Raw genomic sequence first — 18,580 nt, 5'->3', positions numbered from 1 at the left:
ATGATTGTAATCGTTGACGAGCGCGAGCTCGTAACAGAGGGATACAACTCACTTTTTGACCGCGAGGGCGTCGCCTGTGCAGGCTTCGCGCCCGGCGAGTTCGGCGAGTGGGTAAACTCGGCGGCCGACACCGATCTACGCTCGGTCAGGGCCTTCCTCATCGGCGACTGCCGCGAGGGCGTCATCTCGCCACGGCAGATCCGCGACCGCACCGGCGCACCGGTCATTGCGCTCAGCGAGCAGCATTCCCTGGAGAACACGCTGCGGTTGTTCGAGAGCGGCGTCGACGATGTCATTCGCAAGCCCGTTCACATCCGCGAGATCCTGGCCCGCATCACCGCCATCCGCCGTCGTGCCCACGAAGACGTCGCCTACACCGAGATCGGCGCCATGCGCATCTTCATGGATGGACGTGACCCCGAGATCGACGGTCAGCCGCTGCCCTTGCCGCGTCGCGAACGCCGCATCCTCGAATATCTGGCAAGCAATCGCGGGCGTCGCGTCACCAAGACCCAGGTCTTCAACGCCATCTACGGCATCTTCGATGAAGAGGTCGAGGAGAACGTGGTGGAAAGCCACATCAGCAAGTTGCGCAAGAAGCTGCGCGAGAAGCTGGGTTCCGACCCGATCGATTCCAAGCGCTTCCTCGGCTACCGGCTGGTCTTCTGATGCCGCACCGCGCCAGCCTCGCGCAAGACAGGACGCGTAGCCTCCCAGCCAGTGGCATGGACATAGCGGAGACGTTTCGATGAGCCTCTACGGAATGATGCGGACCGGCGTTTCCGGCATGAATGCGCAGGCAAATCGGCTGTCCACCGTGGCCGACAACATCGCCAATTCCGACACCACCGGCTACAAGCGATCCTCCGCCGAATTTTCGACGCTGGTCATGCCGAACACGGGCGGCGCCTACAATTCCGGCGGTGTCACCACGACGATCCGATCGGCGGTCAGCTCCCAGGGCGTGCTTCAATATACCACCTCGGTCTCCGATCTTGCCGTCAGTGGCGATGGTTTCTTTGTCGTCCAGGATCCGAGCGGAACCCCATTCCTGACCCGTGCCGGCGCCTTCGTTCCCGATGCGCAGGGCAGGCTGGTCAACGCGGCCGGCTTCCAACTGATGGGCTACAGCTACGCCAATGGCGTGCCGGCAGCGACGGTGAACGGCTTCGAGGGGCTGGTCCCGGTGGTCATCTCCGATCAGGAAATGACGGCAACGCCGAGCACGGAGGGTACATTCAACGGAAACCTGCCCGCGGGTGCCACGCCGGTCGCGGCTGGCAGCCTGCCCAGCGCCAACGCCGCGGGCGCGCAGTACACGTCGAAATCCTCGATGGTCGCCTACGACAATCTCGGCAACAAGGTGCTGCTCGACGTCTATTTCACCAACACCGGCGCCGGCACCTGGGAAGTGTCGGTCTTCGACCAGTCGAAAGCGACGGCTGGAACATCGTTCCCCTACACAGGCGGAGCACTGGGCACGGCCAACCTCACCTTCGACACCACCACCGGCAAGCTCACCGGCGCCGTCACCAGCGTCGGCCTGACGGTGCCCAACGGCAGTGCCTTCTCGCTTGACCTTTCCAAGCTGACCCAGCTCGGCACCGGCTTCACGGTTTCCGACGCAGAGGTCAACGGTAACGCGCCGAGCACCATCGACAAGGTCCAGATCAGCAAGGACGGCACCATCTACGCACAATACAAGGACGGCTCCACCAAGCCACTCTACAAGATTCCGCTGGCCGACGTGCAGAGCCCGGACCAGCTCATGGCGCTGCCCGGCAACGTCTACGCGCAGGGCACCGAATCCGGCGCGGTCCGTGTCGGCTTTGCCAATGAGGGCAAGCTCGGATCCATCGTCTCCGGCGCGCTCGAGAATTCCAACGTCGATATCGCCGAGGAACTGACCAACATGATCGCGGCGCAGCGCAGCTACACCGCCAATTCGAAAGTCTTCCAGACCGGATCCGATCTGATGGACGTCCTTGTCAACCTGAAGAGATAAAACGGGCGTCGCCCGTGAAAGACCCGCATGTCGCTATCCACCGCATTGAGTATCGCCCAATCGGCGCTTATGAACACCGCGCGGCAGACAAGCGTTGTCTCGCGCAACGTCTCCGACGCTTCCAACCCGGATTACACGCGCCGCATTGCCGTCGTCACCAGCACGGCCCCGGGCGCGCGTTCGGTCGACATACAGCGGACCACCAACGACCTGCTGTTCCGTCAGAACCTCAGCGCTCTGTCGGCGTATAGCGGCCAGAATGCGCTCTACAGCGGCATGGATCAGCTCGACGTTTCGGTCAATGGCGTCGATAATGCATCCTCGCCGTCGACCGCGATCGGCAATCTGCAGCAGGCGCTGCAGCTCTATGCCACCTCCCCGTCCAACCAGAATCTCGGCGTCAGCGTCATCGACGCAGCCAAGCAGGTCGTGCGTTCGCTGAATGACGGCTCCAAGGCCATTCAGGATTTCCGCACCCAGACCGACGGCCAGATCGCCACGGCCGTCGACGACCTCAACTCGCTGTTGAGCCAGTTCCAGGATGCCAACACGGCGGTCATTTCCGGAACCCGTTCCGGCACCGATGTTTCCGATGCGCTCGACCAGCGCGACGCGCTTTTGAAGAAGATCGCGGACTATGTTCCGGTATCGACCTTCACGCGCGGCGACAACGACATGGTCATCACCACGGGTGACGGCACGACGCTGTTCGAAACCATCCCGCGCTCGGTCAGCTTCGCGCCGTCGTCCGGCTACACCGCCGGAGCCGCCGGCAATGCCGTCTATATCGACAACGTGCCGATCTCGGCGGGAACCGGCGGCAACACCAGCGCCAGCGGCAAGCTTGCCGGCCTGCTGCAATTGCGCGACGGCGTCGCCTCGACCATGCAGAGCCAGCTCGACGAAACCGCGCGCGGCCTGATTTCCGCCTTTGCCGAGACGGCACCGTCGATGCCTGATGCCGCCGGCCTGTTCACCTGGTCCGGCGCGCCGGCCGTTCCCGCCGCCGGCACGCTGGTCAACGGCCTCGCCGCCTCGATCAGCATCAACGCGGCGATGGATCCTGGCACCGGCGGCAATCCGACGCTGTTGCGCGACGGTGGCGCCAACGGCGCGGCCTATGTCGCCAACACCAGCGGCGGCGCTTCCTATTCCAGCCTCCTGGTTGCCTATGGCGACCGTCTCGACCAGCCGACGACCTTCGATCCCGCCGCCGGGATTTCGGTAACGTCCAGCGTCTCCGACTACGCCGCCAATTCGATCGGCTGGCTTCAGGGCGTGCGCCAGCAGGCTTCGACCGCCGCCGACGCCAAGGAAGCGCTGGCGTCGCGCAGCGCCGAGGCGCTGTCCAACGCAACCGGCGTCAATGTCGATCAGGAGATGTCGCTGATGCTCGACCTCGAGCACACCTATCAGGCATCGGCCCGGATGATGAAGACCGTCGACGACATGATGACGGCCTTGTTGAGCGCGGTGGGATAAGCCATGACTTCAGTCTCCTCGGCCGCCCTCTCCAACGCCATGCGCTACCAGCAGATGCGCATGCAGGCCGACCTCGTCAAGGCCACCAAAGAGTCCTCGACCGGCAAGGTCGCCGATGTCGGGCTGGCGCTGGGCGGGCGCACGGCCCAGTCCGTTACCTTCTCGCGCGATCTCGACCGGCTCAACGTCATCATCGATTCCAACGGGCTGGTCGCCGCCCGGCTTTCGTCGACGCAAACTTCGCTCGGCCAGCTCTCCAGCGTGGCGCAGACCTTCCTGTCCAGCCTGACCACCGCGACATCAGGCGATTCCTCCGACAGCCTCACCCAATCGACGGCCAACACGACCATCCAGCAGCTTGGCTCGATCCTCAACACCAGCGTCAACGGCGAATATCTGTTCGCCGGCACCAACACCGACGTCAAGCCGATCAACGATTTCACGGCAGCCGGCTCAACCGCCAAGGCCGCCTTCGACGCCTCCTTCGTCTCCCATTTCGGTTTCACGCCCAGTGACCCGGCCGCTGCCAACATCACCGCTGCCCAGATGGACGACTACATCACCAACGACGTCGCGCCGCAGTTCCTCGGCTCTGGCTGGCAGACCAACTGGTCGAATGCCACCGACCAGCAGATCGTCAGCCGCATCGCGCTCAACGAAACCACCGCGACCTCGACCAGCGCCAACAGCGACGGCATCCGCAAGCTCGCCATGGCGGCGGCCATGGTCTCCACCCTGATGACCAGCAACATCAGCCAGGCGGCCAAGGACACGATCGTCGGCCGCTCCCAGTCCCTGGTCGGCGAAGCGCTGAGCGGCATCGGCCAGGTTCAGTCCGAGACCGGCATCGTCCAGAAACGCGTGTCCGACGCCAGCGACCGCATGAAGACGCAGGTCGATCTGTTCGAACGGCACATCCTCGATCTCGAAGCCGTCGACCCGGCCGAAGCCGCGACCCGGGTCGCCAATCTGACCCAGCATATCGAGACGTCCTTCGCGCTGACAGCACGCCTGCAGCAGCTCAGCCTGCTGAATTACCTGACCTGATACCTCACAACGGAACGGTAGCCCCACGATGTACCAATTCTCCTACGCCGACATCCAGAGCAACTCCGTTGCCGACGCGAAGGACCGTGAGCGGCAGCTCCTGACCCGCTCGATCGACATGCTGGCGGCGGCGGCGGCCGTTGGCCACGACTCGATGGAGGCGATCGAGGCGTTGCATTTCACCAACCGTGTCTGGACCGCGTTCGTGGAGGATCTCGGCTCCAGCGACAACGCCCTGCCCAAGGAACTGCGCGCCAACCTCATCTCCATCGGCCTGTGGCTGCTGCGCGAGGCTGAGGAGATTCGCCAGGGCCGCACCAACAATTTCGAAGGGCTGATCGAGGTGTCCCAGATCATCCGGGACGGCATTCAATGACCAACACGCTGAAGATATCGCTGAAGCCGAACGAGAAGATCTACATCAACGGTGCCGTCATACGCGTCGACCGCAAGGTCACCGTCGAGCTGATGAACGACGTGCAATTCCTGCTCGAGAGCCATGTGATCCAGGCCGAAGACGCCTCGACGCCACTCAAGCAGCTGTATTTCATCCTGCAGGTCATGCTGATCAATCCGGCCGGCGCGGCCGAGGCGCGCGACATGTTCAGACGGTCGCTGCCGCTCCTGCTGGTAAGCTTCGAGGACGCCCAGATCTGTGCCGCGCTCAAGCAGATCGACCGCATGGTCAGCGAGGATCACATCTACGAGGCGCTGAAGGCGATCCGATCGCTCTATCCGCTCGAACGCCGCGCGCTTGGCGGCAATGACGACGTTCCGGGCGCGCGCCCGCTGGCTGTGGGAGCACGATACTGATGAACGTGGACATGACGACGACGATACCGACTGGCGCCAACCAGACCAGCCAGCAGACCTCCAAGACCGCGGTCGACTACCAGTCCTTCCTGAAGCTTCTGATCGCCGAGATGAAGAACCAGGATCCGACCAAACCGATGGACTCGACGCAGTATGTCGCCCAGCTCGCCACCTTCTCGCAGGTCGAGCAATCGGTGCAGACCAACACCAAGCTCGACCAGATCATGCAGTCGTCGGCGTTGTCGCAGGCCGACGCGATTATCGGCCGCTCGATCACGTCGGCCGACGGCAAGACCACAGGAATAGTGGCTTCGGTGACGCTCGCCAGCAGCGGACTGATCGCAGTGCTGCAGGATGGCACCCAGGTCCCCGTCGGCGCAGGCGTGTCGATCAAGCCGGCAAGCTAGGCCAACCTCCCGCATGAACGAGGCCGACGCTCTCGACATCGTCCAGTACGCGGTGTGGACGGTGCTCACCGCGTCCGCCCCGGTGGTGCTGGTCGCCATGGTCGTCGGCATCGGCATCGCCCTGATCCAGGCGCTGACGCAGGTCCAGGAGATCACCTTGACCTTCGTGCCGAAGATCGTCGCCATCATGCTGGTGGTGGCGTTGACCGGACCGTTCATCGGCAGCCAGATATCGGCCTTCACCAACGTCATCTTCGAGCGCATCCAGAACGGGTTCTGAGCAATTCAGGATAGGCGCGGCGGCTCTCTGTCCACAATTGCGTGAAAGCGGCCGCCGCGCTTGCCGGTAGCGGGTTCGGCCAGATTGCTTCCGTGCCACCCGGCAAGGCGGTCGCCGGCCTGATGTCACCGTATGCGCCTCGATGTCTTTGCGCACGCTGCATGCCGCCGTCGGTGGCGCGCGCTGATTTCACATGCCCTCGGCCGGAGATAACGGCGTGGACCGCAGCTATCCCATTGTTGGACCATGATCCTTTTTGAAAGGCGTTCGCCCTTTGCGGTGCGATGCCCTACTTTCGGCAAATGATCTTTGCAAACGGATCATCTGACGAATTCGCACGACATGGCAGGAACTCCCGATGATTGACGAAAAGCCGGAAAGCGATGGCGCCTCGGCGCTGGCGCCCTTCCGGCATGGCATTTTCCGCGCCGTATGGGCCGCAAGTCTTGTCTCGAATTTCGGCGGCTTGATCCAGGGCGTAGGCGCGGCCTGGATGATGACCACGATCGCCACCTCGTCCTACCAGGTGGCCCTGGTCCAGGCTTCGACCACCCTGCCGATCATGCTGTTTGCGCTCGTCGCCGGTGCCATCGCCGACAGTTTCGACCGGCGCAAGGTGATGCTGGTCGCCCAGACCTTCATGCTGGTCGTTTCGGTGCTCCTGACCCTGTTCACCTATTCTGGCCTGATCACACCGTGGACGCTGCTTGCCTTCACCTTCCTGATCGACAGCGGCACGGCGCTGAACAGCCCGTCATGGCAGGCCTCGGTCGGCGACATCGTTCCCCGCAACAAGGTACCGGCCGCCGTCGCGCTCAATTCGATGGGCTTCAACCTGACCCGCAGCGTCGGCCCGGCGATCGGCGGCATCATCGTCGCCGCGGCCGGTGCGGCGGCGGCCTTCGCGGCCAACGCCGTGAGTTATATCGGCCTGATCGTCGTGCTGGCGCGCTGGAAGCCGGACGTGCCGGTATCGACCTTGCCGCGCGAATCGCTGGGGGCTGCCATGGGCGCCGGCCTGCGCTATGTCGCCATGTCGCCAAACATCGGCAAGGTGCTGGTCAGGGGCGCCGCCTTCGGCTTCAGCGCCGGCGCGGTGCTGGCGCTGCTGCCGCTGGTGGCACGCGACGTCGTCAAGGGCGACGCCCTGACCTACGGCATCATGCTTGGCGCCTTCGGCATCGGCGCCGTCGGTGGTGCACTGATCAGCGTGCGGCTGCGCCAGTTGCTGTCCAGCGAGACGATGGTGCGCTCGGCCTTCGCCGGCTTCGCCGTCTGCGCCTTCAATGCCGCCGTCAGCCACCATGCCTGGCAGACGTCGCTTGGCCTGCTTGTCGGCGGCGCCTGCTGGGTGATCGCCCTTTCGCATTTCAACGTGACGGTGCAGATGGCGACACCACGCTGGGTGGTCGGCCGGGTGCTGTCGGTCTATCAGACCGCGACCTTCGGCGGCATCGCGCTCGGCAGCTGGATCTGGGGCGTCGTCGCCGACGCGCATGGCGCCGAGACCGCGCTGATCGCGGCCAGCATCGCCATGCTGGCCGGCGGCGCCATCGGCTTGCTGTTGCCGCTGCCGCAACATCAGGTACTCAACCTCGACCCGCTCAACCGCTTCAAGGAACCGCATCTGGCACTCGACCTGAAGCCCCGCAGCGGCCCCATCGCCATCATGATCGAATACATCATCCGCGATGAGGACGTGCCGGAGTTCCTCGCCACCATGGCTGAACGCGGCCGCATCCGCCGCCGTGACGGCGCCCGCAACTGGACGCTGGCGCGCGACCTTGAAAACCCGGCGATCTGGATCGAGCACTATCACACGCCGACCTGGCTCGAATATGTGCGCCACAATGGACGCATCACCCATGCCGACGCTGTCGTCGGCGAGCGCTTGCGCGCCTTGCACAGCGGCGACGAGCCGCCCCGCGTGCGCCGCATGATCGAGCGCCCGACGACTGCGGGCACGACTCTCGTCATGGCCAAGGGGCCGATCGAGCACTGACACCGGGGGGCTTTTGCGCGGCTAACCTTCGCCCGACAGGTCCCTGCGGGCCTTGTCGAGTTCCTCGGCATAGCGCCGCATCAGATGGCCCTCGGTCAGAAGCCCGAGCACGATGCGGTCGGTGAAATCCTCGACGACGGCCAGTTCTTCGGCGCCGGCACGCTGGAACGTCTCTGCGGCCGACTGCACGTTCATGCTGGGCACCAGCACGGCGTCCTGGAACTGGGCGAGCGAGCGCACCGGCACCTCGCCGTCGGATGGATCGCTGTGCAGTTCGGCCACGATCAGCACGCCGACATAATGATCGCCTGCGTCGACGGCGATGACGCGCTGGGCCGAACCGAGCGGCACTTCCTTGCGGAAGGTGGCAAGCGTCGTTGCGGCGTCGATGGTCTTGATATCCTTGCGCATCATCGAGCCGACGGTGAGGCTGCGCATCCAGCCGACATCGTGGGCGCTGCGGATCGTTTCGCCGCGCAGGTGGAAGCGCCATGTCGAGAACGAATAGCCGAAGGTTTCACGCACCAGGATCGCCGCCATGATCGAGGCGGCCAGGACAACGCCGGTCAGCGTCAGGTCGCGGGTCGATTCCAGCGCCAGGAACGTCATCGTCAGCGGGCCGCCGACGACACCGACGGCCAGCGACGTCATGCCGACGACGGCGGCGACGGAGGGGTCGATGCCGGTCGCCGGCGAAACGAAGGCCATCACGCCGGCGAATGCCTTGCCGAGCAACGCGCCGAGGAACAGCGAGGCGAAGAACAGGCCGCCGCGGAAACCCGACCCCAGCGAGATCGCCGACGCCGCCAGTTTCAGCACGAAGACGCTCGCCACCACGCCCAGCCCATAATTCATGGCGAATTCGCGATGCAGCGCGCCATGGCCGCTGGACAGGACCTGCGGCGTGATCAGTCCCAGCAGCCCGACGATGACGCCGCCGACGACGGGACGCAGCGACGCATCGACCGACAGCCTGGCAAAGGCGCGTTCAATCAGCGTCACCAGATGCATGATGGCGATCGAGGCCGCGCCGCCGAGCAGGCCGAGCAGCAGGAACGGCACGTACTGGCTGGCGGTGAGCGCCGGCAGGCCCGAAAGCTCGAGCGGAAACGGCACGCTGCCAAACATTTCGGCGGTCAGCGAGGCCGAGATCGCCGCCGTCATCACCGGCGCGACATTGGCGACCGAATAGATGCCGATGACCAGTTCGAAACCATAGAAGGCGCCGGTCAGCGGCGCATCGAAGGCGGCGGCGATGGCGCCGGCCGCACCGCAGCCAACCAGGATGCGGACATCGTTGCGGCGCAACCTGAACACGCGCGCCAACCGCGACGCTAGGCCGGACCCGACCTGCGTATAGCCGGCTTCCAGCCCGACCGAAGCACCGAAGCCGCTGGAAATCATCGTCTGGCCGGCAATGATGAAGGTGTCGGTCAGCGACATGCGCCCGCCATAGAGCGCGTTGGCCTCGATCGGGTCGACCGGGGTACGGAACTTCCGCTTTCTCAGCCAGATCACCGAAAGCCCGAGCAGGATGCCGCCGATCGCCGGTATCAGCGCCTGCAACGGGTTGGCGAGCGAGAACATGCCGGAAAGCCGGCCGCCGGGCTGGACGCCGAACAGCAGCCCGTGCAGGTCCTGCACGATCTGGCTCATCGCGGTGACCAATATGCCCGCCATGACGCCGACGACGCCCGCCAGGATGACCACGGCGATGCCGCGCGCCTCGAGCAGCGGCAGCGACCTGATCAGCACCGCGCGCAGCCGGCGGGCGTAGACTTGTGGTTGGTTTCTGGAAAGCACCGGGGCGGCTCGCCGATATCAGAAAGGCAATGGAAGGCTCGCCTGATACGCCCGGCGACACGGCGTGGCAACCACAATGGCGACATGCAAGGCGCCATTGTGGCGCTGGGCCGGCTGGTTGCAGCCTTTTACTGCCTTGGCTAGAGCGCGGGCGGCGCTGCCTTCAGTCCGGGATGGTCAGCGCGCCGCAATCGTCGTCGGCGATGAAGGTCGCCAGCAACGCCGCCGGCTCCGTCGTGCTGGCGTTCTCGGCGAACAGATGGATCGCACCGGGCGGCTCGAACCAGGCCTGTCCCTTGGTGTAGGTGCCGGCGGGGCTGCCTTCCAATTGCGAGCGCAGCGTGCCTTGCAGGACGAAGGCACTCACCGAACCCGGATGGCGGTGCCGAGCTGTGTACGCGTTTGGCGGGAACTCCACGATCACCGTGGTGACCGATTTGCCCGGCATATCGGGCAGCTTTTCACAGGAAACCGGTGTGACGACCGTCTTCGGCCGTGCCGCGGCGGGGCTGCCCGCATCCTCGCTTTGCATGTGCATGTGCCCTTCCATGCCGTCAGGCGTGACGTTGATGAGGCCCTGCCCGGCCCATCTTGCCGCGAGCGCGAGCAGAACCGCGGCAGTGGCGGCGGCAAGACATTGGCCGGTGCGCAAGCGGGATTGATTGCCGATCATGTTGATGTCTCCGAACAGGAATGGCCGCCTCAGGCCGGCAAGCGAAAATCGGCGCGCCAGCCCAGCTCCTCGACCGCCTTTTGCGTCGAAACGGCCTGGTTGGGCTCAGCCACGTTGAAGATGCCGGGCGCACCCTTGTCGAGCGCGAGCAGCGCGGCGTAAGCGGCGGCGTCGACATGCAGCGGTGAAGCGCCGGCAGGCGCGTCGGCCCCCGTCCCCGGGCCATAAAGCTGGCCGTATCGCAGCACGATGCCGGCGAACGGCGCGTGCAGCACGGACGTTTCGAGCGCGATGACGCCACCGACGCTGATGCCGCGGTTACCGCTCGCGGCGCTGTCCAGCGGATCGGCCTCGCTATGCGGTTCGGGACCGGGCGCGTAGGCCCAGGCGATGCTTTGCGCGACCATGCGCCGGACGCCGGATGCGGTGGCGGCCGCGACCAGATTGCGGGTGCCTTCGTCGCGGACGCGCGCATTGCGCACGATCGCCTCGCCCATCCGGCTCGGATCCAGGCCTGGCGGCAGGTCGGTCAACTGGTGGATGACGACATCGGCGCGGGCAGCAAGCATTGCACGCGACAGGGCCTCGGCATCAAAGACATCCACCACCGCTGGCTCGACGCCAAGGGCGCGCAACATGACGGCCTTGTCCGCATTGCGCGTGGTGCCCGTCACATGATGGCCGGCCGCCAGAAGCTGCGGGATCAACCGCTGCCCGATGGCGCCCGAGGCGCCGGCAAGAAAAATGCGATGACCCATCGCCACGAACTCCCAGTCGTTATAATGTCAGCATTCGAATAACATATAAGAGCTCTTATATCATGCGCAAGCCAAATCAACGTCCGTCGATTCCGGCTCCGGGCGAAGGCAAACGCGGCGAGGAAGGCTATCTCGGCTATCTCTTGCGGCAGGCGGCCGGCGCCCATCGGCTCAGGGTGGAAAGGGCGCTGGCCGATCTCGGCGTGACGCAACCGCAATTTGTGACGTTGACCATGCTTGCCGCCTATCCCGGCCTCTCCAACGCCGATCTCGCCCGGCTGGCGCTGCTCACGCCGCAGACGCTCAGCGTCATCGTCGCCAACCTGGAACGGGCCGGCGCGCTGGTCCGCAAGCCGCATGCCGTCCACGGCCGCATCCAGCATATCGATCTCAGCGACAGCGGACGGGCGCTGCTGCGGACATGCCGCGAGCGGGTGCATGCGATCGAGAGCGAACTGACCGAGGGCCTGTCGGCGCCGGAAGAACGAGCCGTCAGGCGCTGGCTGGTTGGCGTCGCGACGGCTGGCACCAGCAAATCCTGAGTGCTCGACAGCGGCGGACGGGATCCGGTCTGCGGATCGATCAGGTCGGCTTGGGCTCCCCGGCTTCATAGAGCACGAGGTTGCGTTCGCCGATGCCGAGTGCCGGCCAGCTCGCACGCCAGTCCGCAAGGTGCGGCGCGCGGAAATGCGCGTCGAGCGCGGCCCTGTCGCTCCAGACTTCCGTGACCCGGATGAGCCCGGCGTCGAAGACATCCTGCGCATAGGAATATTCGAGGCAGCCGGGCTCGGCACGGCTGGCGCGAACCATGCGCTCCATTGCCGGCATTGCCTCCCCGAGCTTGTCGGGCGGCAAGCGTATCGTGCCGATGATCAGAAGCATCCGGTTTCCCTTCTTGCGAGACGTTCGAACCAGCCAGTCTCCCACCCTCGCGCAAGCTTGGCCAGCTACCCTCACCGGGCTGTCGCACGTTCGGCAGCCTATGGTTTGGGGACGACATGGCGATCAGCGAAAGCATAGCGGCAGGCGCAGTAGCCAAGAACGGCCGTGACGTCTTCTTTGCCATCGGCATCGTCATCATCCTGGCCGTGCTGTTCCTGCCGATCCCGGCCTTTCTCATCGACATCGGCCTCGCCTTCTCGATCGCGCTTTCGGTGCTGATCCTGATGGTGGCGCTGTGGATCCAGCGGCCGCTCGATTTCTCGTCGTTCCCGACGGTGCTGCTCATCGCCACCATGCTGCGCCTGTCGCTCAACATCGCCACCACGCGCATGATCCTGTCGCATGGCAATGAGGGCACGCATGCCGCCGGCTACGTCATCGCCGGCTTCTCCAAGCTGGTCATGGCCAGCGACTTCGTAATCGGCCTCATCGTCTTCATGATCCTGATCGTGGTGAACTTCATCGTCATCACCAAGGGCGCCACCCGTATCGCCGAGGTTGGCGCCCGCTTCACCCTCGACGCCATCCCCGGCAAGCAGATGTCGATCGACGCCGACCTCTCCGCCGGCATGATCGACGACAAGACGGCGCAGCTGCGCCGCCGCGAACTGGAAGAGGAATCCTCCTTCTTCGGCTCGATGGACGGCGCCTCGAAATTCGTCCGCGGCGACGCCATCGCCGGCCTCATCATCACCGCCATCAACATCGTCGGCGGCATCGCCATCGGCTATATCAGGCACGGCATGGGCATGGGCGAGGCAGCCGACGTGTTCATCAAGCTGTCGGTCGGCGACGGCCTCGTCACCCAGATCCCGGCGCTGATCGTCTCGCTCGCCGCCGGCCTGCTGGTTTCCAAGGGCGGCACCCGCGGTTCGACCAACCAGGCGGTGTTCGGCCAGCTCGGCGCCCATCCGCGCGCCCTCTATGTGGCGGCATCGCTGCTGGTGCTGCTCGGCTTGATGCCCGGCCTGCCGCTGTTTCCGTTCTTTGCGCTGGCCGGCGGCATGGCCGGGCTCGGCTACGTCATCCCGATGCGCGCCAACCGGGTCCTCGCCGAGGCCGAAGCGGTGAAGAACCTGGAGAAGGCGACCAAGGCGGAGGAGGAGGAGAACTCGGTCAAGGCCTCGCTCGCCACCGCCGAGATCGAGCTGCTGATCGGCAAGCAGCTTTCGACCCGGCTCCTGGTTTCGCATCAGGAACTGATTTTCCGCATGTCCAAGATGCGCAAGAAATTCGCCACCCAGTACGGCTTCGTCGTGCCGGAGGTGCGCGTCGCCGACGATTTCGCCATCCCGCCGAAGAGCTACCAGATCAAGGTGCACGGCACCGTGGTGGCCGAATACCAGATGCGCGTCGGCGAGATCATGGTGTTGCTTGGCAATCGCGACCTGCCCGAAATACCGGGCGAGGAAATCCGCGAGCCGGCCTTCGGTATGCGCGCCTACTCCGTGCTCGAAACCTTCGCCGAGGATTTGAAGCGCGAGAACTACACCTTCGCCGACAACATGTCGGTGCTGCTCACCCATCTCTCCGAGGTCATCCGCAACAACCTGCCGCAGCTTCTGTCCTACAAGGACATGAAGGCGCTGCTCGAACGGCAGGACCAGGAATACCGCAAGCTCGCCGACGATATCTGCACCACGCACATCTCCTATCCCGGCCTGCAGGCGGTGCTGAAGCTGCTGCTCGCCGAGCGGGTCTCGATCCGCAACCTGCATCTGATCATCGAGGCGATCGCCGAGATCGCGCCGCATGTGCGCCGCACCGAGCAGATCGTCGAACATGTCCGCATCCGCATGGCCCAGCAGATCTGCGGCGACCTCTCCGAGGGCGGCGTGCTGAAGGTGCTGCGGCTTGGCAACCGCTGGGACCTCGCCTTTCACCAGAGCCTCAAGCGCGACGCCAAGGGCGAGGTGCGCGAGTTCGACATCGATCCGCGCCAGCTCGAGGAGTTCGGCCAGGACGCGACCAAGGCGATCAAGAAATATCTGGAAGCCGGCGAGCGTTTCGTGCTGGTCACCGCGCCCGATGCCCGCCCCTATGTGCGCATGATCATCGAGCGGCTGTTCACCACGCTGCCGGTGCTCAGCCATGTCGAAATCGCCAAGGGCGTCGAGATCAGGGTGCTCGGGACCATATCGTGAGCGTCCTTTCGCAGAGCGTCGTCATCGCGGCGTTCCTCGCCTTCTGCCGCATCGGCGCCTGCTTCATGCTGATGCCTGGCCTGTCCAGCGCCCGCGTTCCGGTCCAGGTCAGGCTGTTCGTGGCGGTCGCCGCCACCGGCGGCCTGCTCGCCTTCCTGTGGGACCGCATCATTCCTTTCGTCGACCCGCGCCCGCAGATCCTGGTGCCGATGATCATCTCGGAACTCTTGGTCGGCGGACTGATCGGAGCCATGACCAGGCTCTACATGGAAGCCTTGCGCTTCATGGGCTCGGCCATCGCCATGCTGATCGGCTATGGCGGCACCGGCGGACCGGCGATCGAGGAGCCGGAACCACAGGCGGCGCTCGCCGCCATCATCTCGTTCTCGGCGCTGTTGATGCTCTTCGTCTTCGATTTCGACCACGAGATCGTGCGGGCGCTGGTCGCGTCCTACACGGTCGCGCCGGTCAACATCTTCTTCAATCCGCAGGCCGCACTCGTCGATGTCACCGACACGGTGTCGGACACCTTCTTCCTTGTCATCCGGCTCGGCAGCCCGTTTGTCGCCTATGCCATCCTGGTCAATCTGACGATCGGCTTCGTCAACAAGCTGACCCCGCAGATCCCGATCTATTTCATCTCCCAGCCCTTCGTCATCGCCGGTGGCATGATCATCTTCTATTTCGCCGTCGGCACCATGCTGTCGCTGTTCGTCAACGGCTTTGTCGACCTGACGCTGGCGAGATGACGATGAGCGCACGCAGGGACCGCCTGAAGAAACTGGTCAAGGTGCAGGAGCAACTGAAGGCGCTGCACGAAACCCGTCATGCCACCTTCCTTGCCGCGGCAAGCGCCGCCGAGGCCGAGGCCAGGGATCTGGTCGGACATTTCGACCAGGCCAATTCCCTCTCGGGCCTGTTTCCCGACCTTTACCATCGCCGCATCGCCAGCGCGGTCGGGCGCCAGGAAGCTAACCTCGAAAGCGCCAGGCAAGAGGCCGGCCTCATCGCCGCGGCAACCGCGCGCACCAACATGGTCGAGCGCACCTACAAGGATGTGCGCAGCCGTGACGAACGCCAACGCTCTGACCGCGAGCGCCTCGACCTGATCGCGCAGAAGCGGCACCCGGAAAGTGACGACTAGTGCATGTCGTCCAAAAGTGGGTCCGGTCTTGGGACAACGACATGCATGAAAACAAGGACTTGAAGCGCGTCGCAGGATTCCGTTTCGAGGCGATGCGCGTCAGCCAGCGACCGCGCAAGCCTGCCACAAGCTTGTTGAGGCATTGTCCTAACCACGGAAAACCGACAAAAGGCGGACTTTCTTGGCGATCTCTCCACCCAGCGACATCGTTATGGATGTTGCCCGAGCCGTCGACCCGACGGATATCGAGGCTGCCCGCGCCGCGCTGACAAAGCGGGCCAGTGGCGCCGCCGGGACGTTTTCGGTCGACACCGCCGCGTCGGTCGATGCCGGCTCGATCCTGTCGCGCGCCACCGCCGACAAGGCGGCCGCGTCAACCGACCCCGCCAAGAAGTTCAAGAAGTTCGAGGCGATGGTACTGCAGACCTTCATCCAGAACATGCTGCCCAAGGACACCGAAGGCGTCTACGGCAAGGGCCTGGCCGGCGACATGTGGAAATCGCAGCTTGCCGAGCGGGTGGCCGACGTCATGGCCGAGCGCGGCGGCATCGGCATCGCCAAGTCGATGCTTGCCGACCACTATCTCGAAGGCAAACGCGTTGTGCCGGTCGGCCCGGTTTCGGGCGGGCCCGAAAAGACCGAGATCGATCAGCAGAACAGCCTGTCAACCTCGTTGGTCCACGAATTGCAGCGCAAGGCTGCGCGGTCGATCACCGGTGACGACACGACCATCAAGACCGACATCAAGATCTAGGGCACGATCCTCAAAATCGGAACCGGTTTTGGGGAAAAGATCATGCTCAAGCACTGAGATAGCGCGTATCCGAGTTCAATCTAACTAGACCAGGATTCTCATGGCCGACTTTTCGGAATTCACCGCCAACCTGCCCGCGCGCACGAACGCGTCGGAAGCGCCGATCCCGTTCGCGCGGCCTGGCAATCTCGCCGCCATCATCGGCCGCATCGAGGAAGTGGTCGAGGAAGAGACCGCCGGCATCCGCAGCGACACCAGCTATGACCTCAAGGCATCGAACGCCCGCAAGAGCCGCTATCTCTATGAACTGACCCGCGCCATGAAGGGCGGCGGTGAAGCCGAGTTCCTCGAACAGCATCGCGAAGGCCTGACCCGGCTGCGCCAGAAGCTGGCGAAGAACGAGGCTGCGATCCTGGCTCACCTCAGCGCGGTCAACGAGGTCGCCAGCCTGTTGCGGAGCGCCATCCAGCGCTCGGAAGCCGACGGCACCTACTCCGCCGGCGAGTTCGGCTGGGCGAAGGCATGATGCCGAGCCGAAGGACCGCATCGGCAATCATGATCGTGCAAATGGGAAGCGCCGCGTTTCCATCGCCAGGGAATGACAAGGCCCGATGATCAAGGTCATCGCCATCGCCATCTGGATCTGCGCCGCCACGCTCGGCGCCGTGTTCTATTCGTTCCAGGCCGCGGGCGAAAAAGGCGTCGGCGAAACCCCGAAGCCGATGCTGGGCGGGCTCGACTACGTCAAGACCGACATCATTTCAGTGCCGCTGATCCGCGATTCCAGGATCGACGGCTATTTCCTGACCAAGCTTGTCTACACCGTGGAACCCGAGCAGATAAAGAAGCTGTCGATCCCGGCCGAAGCGCTCATTACGGACCAGGTCTATTCCTACCTCTATTCCAATCCGCAGGTCGACTTCACCAAGAAGGAGACGATCGACCTCGATGCATTCCGCGCCGCGATCCGCGACACCGTCAACAAGCGTGTCGGCGCCACCCTGGTGCATGAGGTCCTGATCGATCAGGTCAACTTCCTGTCGAAGGACGAAATCCGCGACAACTGGCTGCGCCGCAAGAAAAGCGAGACGGCGTCGGAAATGACCAAGCCGTTCAAGGAACATTGAACCGCCCGAAGCCGGAATTCGCGTTGACGTAAACGTCAACCCAAAGCTATATGCGGCAGCGACCAGGATCGCGAAAAACACGGCATGGGGCTTCGGCCGGATCGAAGCGCCGTTGCGCGACAGATGCAACCAGACAAGGAGAACAGCGTGAGCGTTCAGGAGATTGCCGAGAAGATCAAGTCGCGCGTGGCCAGCAGCGGGTTCGATCGTTCCGTGAAGTTCGACACTGGCGGCGACGGCGTCATCGTCATCGACGGCGCGACCATTTCGACCACAGATGCCCCCGCCGATTGCACCATCAAGCTCTCGCTCGACGATCTGGATTCGCTGATATCAGGCGACCTGAACCCGACGATGGCGTTCATGACCGGCAAGATCAAGGTCGAAGGAGACATGACCGTCGCCATGGCGCTCAGCCAGTTGCTGGGCTGATCGATTTTAGACACCCAAAACGCCGCCGGACCGGCGGCGTTTTGTTTTCGACGATAGGTCACGTACCCGCTTCAAGCTGCGCCTGAAGCCTCAGGCCGCCGACGTCAGCTCCTGTCCCTTCAGCTTTCGTCCTGCCGCCTTCAGCGTGCCTTGCACGCCGTCGAGCGCGCCGTCCACGAGCTCCAGCGCCAGCAGGCGGTGCCGCTCATAGGGTCCCGGCATGGCAAGCGAACCGGTCCTGGCAGCCGAGAACCCGAAGCGTCCATAGTAGGGCTCGTCGCCGACCAGCAGGATCGCGGCGTGGCCGAGGCGCGCCGCCTCGGCGATTGCATGGCGCATCAGCGCCGAGCCGATGCCGGCACTCTTGAGCGAAGGGGCGACGGCGAGCGGGCCAAGCAGCAGCGCCGCCGGACCGCCCTCGCCCAGCCTGACATCCCACAGCCGCACCGTGCCGGCCACGGCGCTCGACGCATCGCGCGCGACGAAGGCAAGGCCTTCCGAAGGGCGACGGCCGCGCCGCAGCTTCTCCGACGATTTTGCCTTGCGCTTCGGCCCCATGGAATCGTCGAGCAAGGCTTCGCGCGCCGCGACGTCGGCCGCGGTTTCGGCAACGATGGCGACAGCGCCGGCCACCTCTCCCTCAAGGGAGGAGATCGACCAGTGCGCGGCGCCTTCAACAGTGAAATTTGCAATGTCCATTTCCGCAATCCCTGGCGAGCGGAGATCTGTTCCACAAGCGAGCCGAGGCGGGCGATCTCTTCGCCCGC

General features: G+C 64.5%; 22 protein-coding genes. 17 read left to right on the top strand and 5 right to left on the bottom strand.

The genetic code is table 11. The features are described 5' to 3' along the window. From NR193_RS14710 to NR193_RS14670, 9 genes are all read left to right on the top strand, one after another. Entirely contained in the window at positions 1–669 is a 669-nt protein-coding gene (locus NR193_RS14710; protein ID WP_256751524.1) for a response regulator transcription factor, read from the top strand. Positions 670–748: 79 nt separating this feature from the next. Next, entirely contained in the window at positions 749–2,005 is a 1,257-nt protein-coding gene (locus NR193_RS14705) for a flagellar hook protein FlgE (RefSeq protein WP_256751523.1), read from the top strand. Positions 2,006–2,032: 27 nt separating this feature from the next. After that, positions 2,033–3,487, top strand: coding sequence for a flagellar hook-associated protein FlgK (gene flgK, locus NR193_RS14700; protein ID WP_256751522.1), 1,455 nt, complete (start codon positions 2,033–2,035; stop codon positions 3,485–3,487). 3 nt (positions 3,488–3,490) lie between these two features. After that, complete coding sequence (locus tag NR193_RS14695) at positions 3,491–4,534, top strand: flagellar hook-associated family protein (protein ID WP_256751521.1); 1,044 nt, start codon at positions 3,491–3,493, stop codon at positions 4,532–4,534. A gap of 28 nt (positions 4,535–4,562) precedes the next feature. Beyond that, positions 4,563–4,910, top strand: coding sequence for a flagellar biosynthesis regulator FlaF (gene flaF, locus NR193_RS14690; RefSeq protein ID WP_256751520.1), 348 nt, complete (start codon positions 4,563–4,565; stop codon positions 4,908–4,910). Further along, on the top strand, positions 4,907–5,347 hold the full coding sequence (flbT, locus tag NR193_RS14685) for a flagellar biosynthesis repressor FlbT (RefSeq protein ID WP_256751519.1): 441 nt from the start codon (positions 4,907–4,909) through the stop codon (positions 5,345–5,347). The genes flaF and flbT overlap by 4 nt, the downstream gene beginning before the upstream one ends. Continuing rightward, on the top strand, positions 5,347–5,754 hold the full coding sequence (gene flgD, locus NR193_RS14680; protein ID WP_256751518.1) for a flagellar hook assembly protein FlgD: 408 nt from the start codon (positions 5,347–5,349) through the stop codon (positions 5,752–5,754). The genes flbT and flgD overlap by 1 nt, the downstream gene beginning before the upstream one ends. A 13-nt stretch (positions 5,755–5,767) precedes the next feature. Next, positions 5,768–6,034 carry a flagellar biosynthesis protein FliQ gene (gene fliQ / locus NR193_RS14675; protein WP_023761707.1) on the top strand — a complete coding sequence of 89 codons (267 nt, stop codon included), beginning with the start codon at positions 5,768–5,770 and terminating at the stop codon, positions 6,032–6,034. A gap of 358 nt (positions 6,035–6,392) precedes the next feature. After that, entirely contained in the window at positions 6,393–8,036 is a 1,644-nt protein-coding gene (locus tag NR193_RS14670) for an MFS transporter (protein WP_256751517.1), read from the top strand. A gap of 21 nt (positions 8,037–8,057) precedes the next feature. Here the strand turns inward: NR193_RS14670 and NR193_RS14665 are convergent, their stop codons facing one another. The 3 genes from NR193_RS14665 to NR193_RS14655 all read right to left on the bottom strand — a co-directional run bounded on the left by NR193_RS14665 (position 8,058) and on the right by NR193_RS14655 (position 11,270). Further along, the gene (locus NR193_RS14665; protein WP_256751516.1) at positions 8,058–9,839 is read right to left on the bottom strand and encodes a chloride channel protein; all 1,782 of its coding nucleotides are present in this window, start codon (positions 9,837–9,839) and stop codon (positions 8,058–8,060) included. A 163-nt stretch (positions 9,840–10,002) separates the two neighbouring features. Next, a complete protein-coding gene (locus NR193_RS14660) occupies positions 10,003–10,512 on the bottom strand; it encodes a cupin domain-containing protein (protein ID WP_256751515.1) in 510 nt (169 codons plus the stop codon). Between the two features lie 29 nt (positions 10,513–10,541). Further along, positions 10,542–11,270 carry an NAD(P)-dependent oxidoreductase gene (locus NR193_RS14655; RefSeq protein WP_256751514.1) on the bottom strand — a complete coding sequence of 243 codons (729 nt, stop codon included), beginning with the start codon at positions 11,268–11,270 and terminating at the stop codon, positions 10,542–10,544. 62 nt (positions 11,271–11,332) lie between these two features. On the opposite strand from NR193_RS14655, the gene NR193_RS14650 reads away from it, so the two are divergent. Continuing rightward, a complete protein-coding gene (locus NR193_RS14650) occupies positions 11,333–11,812 on the top strand; it encodes a MarR family winged helix-turn-helix transcriptional regulator (RefSeq protein WP_256751513.1) in 480 nt (159 codons plus the stop codon). A 40-nt stretch (positions 11,813–11,852) separates the two neighbouring features. On the opposite strand, the gene NR193_RS14645 is transcribed toward NR193_RS14650, so the two are convergent. Beyond that, positions 11,853–12,152, bottom strand: coding sequence for a putative quinol monooxygenase (locus NR193_RS14645; RefSeq protein WP_256751512.1), 300 nt, complete (start codon positions 12,150–12,152; stop codon positions 11,853–11,855). Positions 12,153–12,268: 116 nt separating this feature from the next. Between NR193_RS14645 and flhA the strand changes: the two genes are divergently transcribed. From flhA to NR193_RS14610, 7 genes are all read left to right on the top strand, one after another. Then, positions 12,269–14,356: a flagellar biosynthesis protein FlhA gene (gene flhA, locus NR193_RS14640; RefSeq protein WP_256751511.1), complete on the top strand. Its 2,088-nt coding sequence runs from the start codon at positions 12,269–12,271 to the stop codon at positions 14,354–14,356. Then, entirely contained in the window at positions 14,353–15,105 is a 753-nt protein-coding gene (gene fliR, locus NR193_RS14635; protein WP_256751510.1) for a flagellar biosynthetic protein FliR, read from the top strand. The genes flhA and fliR overlap by 4 nt, the downstream gene beginning before the upstream one ends. 2 nt (positions 15,106–15,107) lie before the next feature. Next, the gene (locus NR193_RS14630; RefSeq protein ID WP_256751509.1) at positions 15,108–15,500 is read left to right on the top strand and encodes a hypothetical protein; all 393 of its coding nucleotides are present in this window, start codon (positions 15,108–15,110) and stop codon (positions 15,498–15,500) included. Positions 15,501–15,711: 211 nt separating this feature from the next. Beyond that, complete coding sequence (locus NR193_RS14625; RefSeq protein WP_256751508.1) at positions 15,712–16,254, top strand: rod-binding protein; 543 nt, start codon at positions 15,712–15,714, stop codon at positions 16,252–16,254. Between the two features lie 100 nt (positions 16,255–16,354). Beyond that, positions 16,355–16,780, top strand: coding sequence for a hypothetical protein (locus tag NR193_RS14620; RefSeq protein ID WP_256751507.1), 426 nt, complete (start codon positions 16,355–16,357; stop codon positions 16,778–16,780). An 85-nt stretch (positions 16,781–16,865) separates the two neighbouring features. Further along, positions 16,866–17,381 (top strand): hypothetical protein, encoded by a 516-nt coding sequence (locus tag NR193_RS14615; protein WP_256751506.1) that lies wholly within the window; start codon positions 16,866–16,868, stop codon positions 17,379–17,381. 147 nt (positions 17,382–17,528) lie between these two features. Beyond that, positions 17,529–17,813 (top strand): SCP2 sterol-binding domain-containing protein, encoded by a 285-nt coding sequence (locus tag NR193_RS14610; RefSeq protein ID WP_091578059.1) that lies wholly within the window; start codon positions 17,529–17,531, stop codon positions 17,811–17,813. A gap of 90 nt (positions 17,814–17,903) precedes the next feature. Here NR193_RS14610 and NR193_RS14605 read toward each other — a convergent pair whose 3' ends face one another. After that, entirely contained in the window at positions 17,904–18,512 is a 609-nt protein-coding gene (locus NR193_RS14605) for a GNAT family N-acetyltransferase (protein ID WP_256751505.1), read from the bottom strand. Between the last annotated feature and the right edge of the window lie 68 nt (positions 18,513–18,580).

The organism is Mesorhizobium sp. Mes31 (assembly GCF_024519675.1).
Classification (GTDB): domain Bacteria; phylum Pseudomonadota; class Alphaproteobacteria; order Rhizobiales; family Rhizobiaceae; genus Mesorhizobium.
This window is presented reverse-complemented; position numbering and strand designations above follow the sequence as displayed.